The 6643-nt window shown below is 67.1% G+C and carries 7 protein-coding genes, 1 tRNA gene and 1 pseudogene; all 9 read left to right on the top strand.

From position 1 onward, the window contains the following. On the top strand, positions 1-745 hold a 745-nt coding region (locus HNV26_RS36415), incomplete at its 5' end, for an MYXO-CTERM sorting domain-containing protein (RefSeq protein ID WP_253817378.1). 94 nt (positions 746-839) lie between these two features. Next, entirely contained in the window at positions 840-1850 is a 1011-nt protein-coding gene (gene gap / locus HNV26_RS36410; protein ID WP_171440196.1) for a type I glyceraldehyde-3-phosphate dehydrogenase, read from the top strand. A gap of 39 nt (positions 1851-1889) precedes the next feature. Further along, a complete protein-coding gene (locus tag HNV26_RS36405) occupies positions 1890-3077 on the top strand; it encodes a phosphoglycerate kinase (protein WP_171440197.1) in 1188 nt (395 codons plus the stop codon). A gap of 37 nt (positions 3078-3114) precedes the next feature. Continuing rightward, the gene (gene tpiA / locus HNV26_RS36400; RefSeq protein ID WP_140862107.1) at positions 3115-3885 is read left to right on the top strand and encodes a triose-phosphate isomerase; all 771 of its coding nucleotides are present in this window, start codon (positions 3115-3117) and stop codon (positions 3883-3885) included. Between the two features lie 95 nt (positions 3886-3980). Continuing rightward, positions 3981-4400, top strand: a complete 420-nt coding sequence (gene secG, locus HNV26_RS36395) for a preprotein translocase subunit SecG (protein ID WP_090488808.1) — start codon at positions 3981-3983, stop codon at positions 4398-4400. A 106-nt stretch (positions 4401-4506) separates the two neighbouring features. After that, a tRNA-Leu gene (locus HNV26_RS36390) sits at positions 4507-4588 on the top strand. A 249-nt stretch (positions 4589-4837) separates the two neighbouring features. Next, positions 4838-5041 (top strand): annotated as a pseudogene (locus HNV26_RS39520) (Mu transposase domain-containing protein); the annotation flags it as partial. A gap of 91 nt (positions 5042-5132) precedes the next feature. Beyond that, on the top strand, positions 5133-5414 hold the full coding sequence (locus HNV26_RS36385) for a hypothetical protein (RefSeq protein WP_171453005.1): 282 nt from the start codon (positions 5133-5135) through the stop codon (positions 5412-5414). Between the two features lie 27 nt (positions 5415-5441). Continuing rightward, positions 5442-5597: a hypothetical protein gene (locus HNV26_RS36380; RefSeq protein WP_171440199.1), complete on the top strand. Its 156-nt coding sequence runs from the start codon at positions 5442-5444 to the stop codon at positions 5595-5597. The last annotated feature ends 1046 nt before the right edge of the window (positions 5598-6643 follow it).

The following is a 6643-nucleotide window of genomic DNA, read 5'->3' as shown; positions in this document are numbered from 1 at the left end:
GGCGGGAGGGGTCCGTCCTACCCGTGAGGAGCAGGACGCCCTGCGCGGGTTCGTGATGCAGGGGGGGCACCTCCTCCTGTCGGGCAGCCACGTGACGTCGGCGCTGGCCGTGGGCTCGGCGGAGGACCAGGCCTTCCTGGCGGACATTCTTCGCGCGGCGCCGGGCAGCGGAACGCCCCCATTCACCGTGGAGGGCATGCCGGGCGACTGGCTGGCCCAGCTCACCGGGGTGGCGCTGGATGACGGCACACGGGGCGGCTACGGGGTGGGCGTGACGGACGTGCTGACGCCCGCGTCGGGTGGCACGTCCGTGCTTCGCTATCTGGGAACGGACCTGGCGGCGGGCGTGATGTCGGCGCCCAACGGGCGGGTGCTGCTGCTGGGCGTGCCTTTCGAGGGCATCGTCAGTCCGGTGCAGCGCGCCGGGCTCATGTCCTCGTTCCTGGTGCAGGCGGGCCTGCTCACGGAGTTGCCTCCGCCGCCGGCGGAGGAGTCCGGCGCCGCGAGCCTGCTCCCCGCCTGTGTGGCGGCGCGAGGCGTGGACCCGCACCCTCCACCGGAGCCCGAGCCGGAACCCGAGCCGGAGCCCCATGTGGTGGGGGTGCTGCCGCAGTTCTATCCGCTGGGAGATTCCGGCTGTGGCTGCGGGGCGGGTGGGGGAACGGGCACCGCCGTCTGGCTGTTGCTCGGGGTGATTGTTCAGCTTCAGCGTGCGCGTCGTCGCGGGGATGTCGCCGGGCGTTGACTCGGCCGGTCGCGATGCCTACGGTCGGCCGCCCTCGATTTTGACGTGACGACCCGTGGGTGCCTGGCACCCACTGCTCAAGGAGACGACGAACATGGCTACCCGGATTGCCATCAATGGTTTTGGCCGCATCGGTCGCTGCATCCTCCGCGCGGTGCTCAGCCGCAAGGAAGACCTCGAGATTGTCGCCATCAACGACCTCGACAAGCCCGCGGCGCTGGCGCACCTGTTCAAGTACGACTCCGTGCACCGCACCTGGCCGGGTGAGGTGAAGGCGACGGAGAAGGGCATCGTGGTGGACGGCAAGGAGATCACCGTCACCGCGGAGAAGGACCCGACGCTGCTGCCCTGGAAGAGCCTGAACGTGGACGTGGTGCTGGAGTGCACCGGCCGCTTCACCGCGCGCGACGCGGCGGAGAAGCACCTGAAGGCGGGCGCGAAGAAGGTCATCATCTCCGCCCCGGCCAAGGGCCCGGACATCACCATCGCTTACGGCATCAACCACAACGACTACGACCCGGCCAAGCACCACGTCATCTCGAACGCCTCGTGCACCACCAACTGCCTGGCGCCCATCGCCAAGGTGCTGGTGGACAACTTCGGCATCGAGAAGGGCCTGATGACCACGGTCCACAGCTACACCAACGACCAGCGCATCCTGGACCTCACCCACGAGGACATGCGCCGCGCCCGCGCCGCCGCGCTCTCCATGATTCCCACCAGCACCGGCGCCGCGAAGGCCATTGGTGAGGTGATTCCGCAGCTCAAGGGCAAGATGCACGGCCTGGCCGTCCGCGTTCCGACCCCGAACGTGTCCCTGGTGGACCTGACGGTGAACACCGAGAAGAAGGTCACCGCCGAGGCCGTCATCGAGGCCTTCCGCAAGGCCGCCGAAGGCCCGCTCAAGGGCGTGCTGGAGTTCAGCGACGCGCTGACGGTGTCGGTGGACTACAACGGCAACCCGCACTCGGCCATCTTCGACTCCACCAACTGCTTCGTGATGGGTGACAACCTGCTCAAGGTCATGGCCTGGTACGACAACGAGTGGGGCTTCTCCAACCGCATGGTGGACACGGCGAAGTTCCTCGTCTCCAAGGGCGTCTAGTCCCAAGGGCGTTCAGGGCACCGAGAGGGAAGGACCGAGATGATCCGTTACATCGATGATCTGCAGCTGACCGGGAAGCGCGTCTTCATCCGCGTGGACTTCAACGTCCCGATGGAAGGACGGCGCGTGACCGACGACACCCGCATCCGCGAGGCGATGCCCACCATCCGGCGCGCGCTCGAGATGGGCGGGAAGGTCATCCTGGCCTCCCACCTCGGCCGCCCCAAGGGCCCGGATCCGAAGCTGTCGCTGGAGCCTGTCGCCGTGCGGCTCGCCGAGCTGCTCGGCGGCAAGCACGAAGTCATCCTCACCGACGACTGCGTCGGTGACGGCGTGAAGAAGCAGGTGAAGGAGCTCAAGGACGGCCAGGTGGTCGTCCTGGAGAACCTCCGCTTCCACAAGGAAGAGGAGGCCAACGACGAGACGTTCGCCCGCGAGCTGGCGGCGCTGGCGGACGTCTATGTCAACGACGCCTTCGGCACCGCCCACCGCGCCCACGCGTCCACCGCGGGCATGGTGCCCTTCGTGAAGGAGAAGGCGGCCGGCTTCCTGATGCGGAAGGAAATCGAGTACCTGGGCAAGGTGCTCAAGAACCCGGACAAGCCCTTCGTGGCCATCCTGGGTGGCTCGAAGGTGAGCGATAAAATCAAGGTCATCGAGAGCCTGCTGCCCAAGGTGGACGCGCTGCTCATCGGTGGCGCCATGGCGTACACCTTCCTGAAGGCGCAGGGCGTCGAGGTGGGCAAGTCCCGCGTCGAGGGTGACAAGCTGTCGCTGGCCACGCGCCTGCTGGAGGCGGCGCACCGGTTCAAGACGCAGCTGGTCCTGCCGGTGGACCACATCGTGGGCACCGAGCCCACGGAGAACAGCCCCGCCACGGAGACGCCGGACAACGCGATTCCGCCGGACATGATGGGCCTGGACATCGGTCCCAAGACGCGCGCCATCTTCGCGCAGCACATCCGTGATGCGAGGACGGTGGTGTGGAACGGGCCCATGGGCCTGTTCGAGGTCCCCAAGTTCGCCGAGGGCACCCGCTCCGTCGCCGCGGCCATGGCCATCAACACGCAGGCCACCACCGTCATCGGCGGCGGGGACAGCGCGGCGGCCGTGGAGCAGATGGGCTTCGCGGACAAGATGAGCCATGTGTCCACTGGTGGAGGTGCGTCCTTGGAATTCCTGGAAGGACGCGACTTGCCGGGCATCAAGGCGCTGGAGACGCGGTAGGCTCCGCGTCCGACACACCACACCCCTGGGGGACACCATGGCCACCGCGCGTCGTCGGAAGATCGTTGCTGGCAACTGGAAGATGAACAAGTCGGTACCGGAGGCGCTGGCCCTGGTGCGCGACCTGCGAGGGCAGGTGGCTTCCCTGGGGGACACCGTGGAGGTGGTGGTGGCGCCGCCGTTCGTGGCGCTGCAGCCGCTGCATGTCGCGCTGGAAGGCGCGCCGCTGGCGCTGGCGGCGCAGAACTGTCACTGGGAGTCCTCGGGCGCCTTCACGGGTGAGATTTCCGCGCCGATGTTGGCCGAGCTGGGATGCGCCTACGTCATCGTGGGGCACTCCGAGCGCCGGCAGCTCTTCGGGGACACGGACGAGCAGGTGAACAAGCGGGCGAAGGCGGTCCGCGCGGCGGGGATGACGCCCATCATCTGCGTGGGCGAGACGCTGGCTGAGCGCGAGGCGAACCAGACGCTGGCGGTGGTGGAGCGTCAGGTGCGCGGGGCGCTGGAGGGCTTCGAGGCCAAGGACGTGGCGGGCTTCGTGCTGGCCTACGAGCCGGTGTGGGCCATTGGGACGGGGCGCAACGCCACGGCGGCGCAGGCGCAGGAGGTCCACGCGGCGATCCGGGGCCTGGTCGAGCGCCTGTATGACGGGGAGACGGCCGGGCGGGTGCGCATCCAGTACGGCGGCAGCGTGAAGCCGGACAACGCCGCGGAATTGCTGGGCCAGCCGGACGTTGACGGGGCGCTTGTCGGGGGCGCGAGCCTGAAGGCGGGCGACTTCGCGGCCATCGTCAAGGCGGCCACTTAGAGTTGATCCTGGGGGCGGGCGGAAGATGTTGTCACCCGTTCACCACTTTGGTGTAGGGTGCGCCTCCTTTTCACGGAACGTCTGAAAGAGTCCACATGCTGACCTTCGTCACGATCGTGCACGTCCTGGTGTGCGTGTTCATGATCTTCGTCATTCTGCTCCAGCCGGGTAAGGACGCCGGTATGGGCTCCGCGCTGGGCGGTGGTGCCGCCACGAGCGCCTTCGGCGGCCGGGGTGCGGTGACGTTCCTCAGCAAGCTGACCGGCGTCTTCGCCGCGCTCTTCTTCTTCAGCTCGCTCGGCCTGTCCTTCGTGGGGCTGCGCTCCTCGGTGGCGGCGGGTGGCTCGGTTGCTTCGCCTCCGGCGCAGTCGGCCCCGGCGACCTCGGGTGACGCGGCGCCGGGCAGCATGGAGCAGCCGCGCGGCGAGCAGTCGACTCCGCCCGCCGAGGGTGGTGGCAACCCGGCGACGGGTGAGTCCGCTCCCGCGACGCAGGAGCCGGCTCCGGCGCAGTAGTCGTTCGCGGTACGTGGTTCGTAGTAGGAAGAATCTGATTCACGCAGCGGTTGAGATTGTCGTTGCGTGAATCAGAAAGCTCCGGTAGATGGACGCCGCAGCAAACGCCCAGGTGGTGGAACTGGTAGACACACCATCTTGAGGGGGTGGCGCCGAAAGGTGTGCGGGTTCGAATCCCGCCCTGGGCACTCCGAATCAGGCCTCCGAGTCGAAAGACTCGGGGGCCTTTTTCGTTTCTCTGGCAGGCTTCCTGGCGATGTGCCTCTGAGGCGCATGTCGAGGGCGTGCCTGGGCGATGTCGCGCAACTGCGCCAGCTGAGCCGCCGTCCTTTGCTTCCTTGCGACTGGCGTAGCCCAGGCTACTGCGGGCCACCTGTAGTCGAGGGTTTTGCGCAAGGCACACCAGGAGCGGTCCCTGGGCCAGAGTCCACTGGTGGATGCGCTCCATTACTGGGACGGAGTGTCTTGGACGCACGGCGAGCCAGCGCGCGACGCTCAAGCCGCTACCCGTGTGCCCCTATCAACTGGCCTGCTGGACGAAGACGCGGGTGGATATCGATGACCACGTGGAGTTGAGGGGCCACTGGTACAGCGTGCCGTTCTCGTTGGTGGGCAATCCGGTGGAGGTTCGTGACTCGGAGGGCGACGTCGAAGTCTTCCTCGTGGGCCTCCGCGTGGCCATCCATGTGCGCAGCGCGCAGATGGGGGCGCTTCACCACCTGACCCGAGCACATGCCCGCCTCCCATGGGCATTACACCGAGTGGACGCCCTCGCGCCTCAGCCGCTGGGCCGCAGGCGCAGACCCCTTGTACGCGAAGCTGGTGGACGAACTCATGACGAAGCGGCCCCACCCGCAGCAGCGCTATCGCTCGTCGCTGGGCGTGCAGCGCCTGACTGACGGAGAAGGCCGAATGCTCGTGGCCCAGATGCTGGGGAATCTCAACGCGATGAAGCTGCACGGCATGGCCACGGCCTGCGCCGCTGGCTGGATAGGCGGGCCGACACGACGCTGAGCGCCACTGACAGGGTAAGGCCTCCTGGTGGACGCGGAGTGGATGTGCCGGGAGAACAAGAAGCTGAGTGCGCGCCTCCTGCACGCGAAGCTGCGCCATCGGGCTTTGATGGAGGACATCGGCTACACCCCCGCCCGGGGACTGATGAAGCCGCAGGTGCTGGACCTGTCCACCGCGAAGTAGGTGGCAGGCAGGTACAACGTGCTGATGACCCGGCCAAGGGGCGTGGGAAAGCGCTTCCTGGCGCCCGTGCTGGGGAGGCTCTCGCTGTTTCACCGCATGGGTGGTGTCGGACTTGATGGGGACTACTCCACCGCGCGTTCGGATGAACTGGAAGCGAATGAACGGGCTCGTCGTGCGGTGAAGCCCCCTGCTCGCATTCAGCTCCGTGGCCCAACGAGCGGCTCCACGTTTGAACCCGAGCCAGGCGCCCAGAGCGGTAGGGCCGCACCTGGGGCTGCGCGGGGGAGCAGGAGGGGCCCGTTCTACCGCGACCGTCCCGCGCGCGGTCGGCGCAGGTGGCCATCCGCCAGGAGGGCTGCGACGGTGCGCACCAGAAGGTGCCTTGGCACCGCGCGGGCCCCTTCGCCGCCGCGTCCACACCAACTTGCACTACAGGTGCGGAGCGGGCGCCTGGTCCACGCGTCGTGTCGCAGCAAACGTCCTTCGTCCGCCAGAACACGGAACATGGTGATCAACGCAGCTGGTTGACAGAAAACGCGGTGGTGGTACAAGCCGCGCCCCTCGCAAAGAAGCCCGCGCACTGGCGCGGAAGGCACTTCGAGCGAGTCAGTACGACAATGAGGAATACGGCGGTCAACGCAGCGAGTTGACAGGAGACGCGGTGGTGGTAGAAGCCGCGCCCCGACGAAGAAGCCCGGAAGAAAGGGCGGACGAGTCGAGGAAGTCAACGAAGCAGCGGTTGACAGGGAGGGCGGCAAAGCGGTAGAAGCCGCGCCCCTCTGGAGGAAAGCAGCGGAAGCCACTGGGCGGCGCTGAAGACTCCGGAAGCCAGCAGGACGGCGAAACAGCAGCTTGACAGAAGACGCCGAACTGAAATAGAAGCTGACACCCCGCCGGGCAGAAAAAACGGCGAGGCAGCAACGAAGAAAACGGTAGCAGAAAGTCGCTAGCGAAACAAGCGACTCGCTCTTTGAAAACCAAATAGCAAGCCCAAGAAGAAGCTAGATTGCGGAAACCGCAGTCAATTTCTTAAGACGGTGCCAGCC

This window comes from Myxococcus xanthus, from assembly GCF_013116825.1.
GTDB classification, from domain to species: domain Bacteria; phylum Myxococcota; class Myxococcia; order Myxococcales; family Myxococcaceae; genus Myxococcus; species Myxococcus xanthus_B.
The sequence above is the reverse complement of the archived record's forward strand: the minus strand, read 5'-3'. Positions and strand labels throughout refer to the sequence as shown.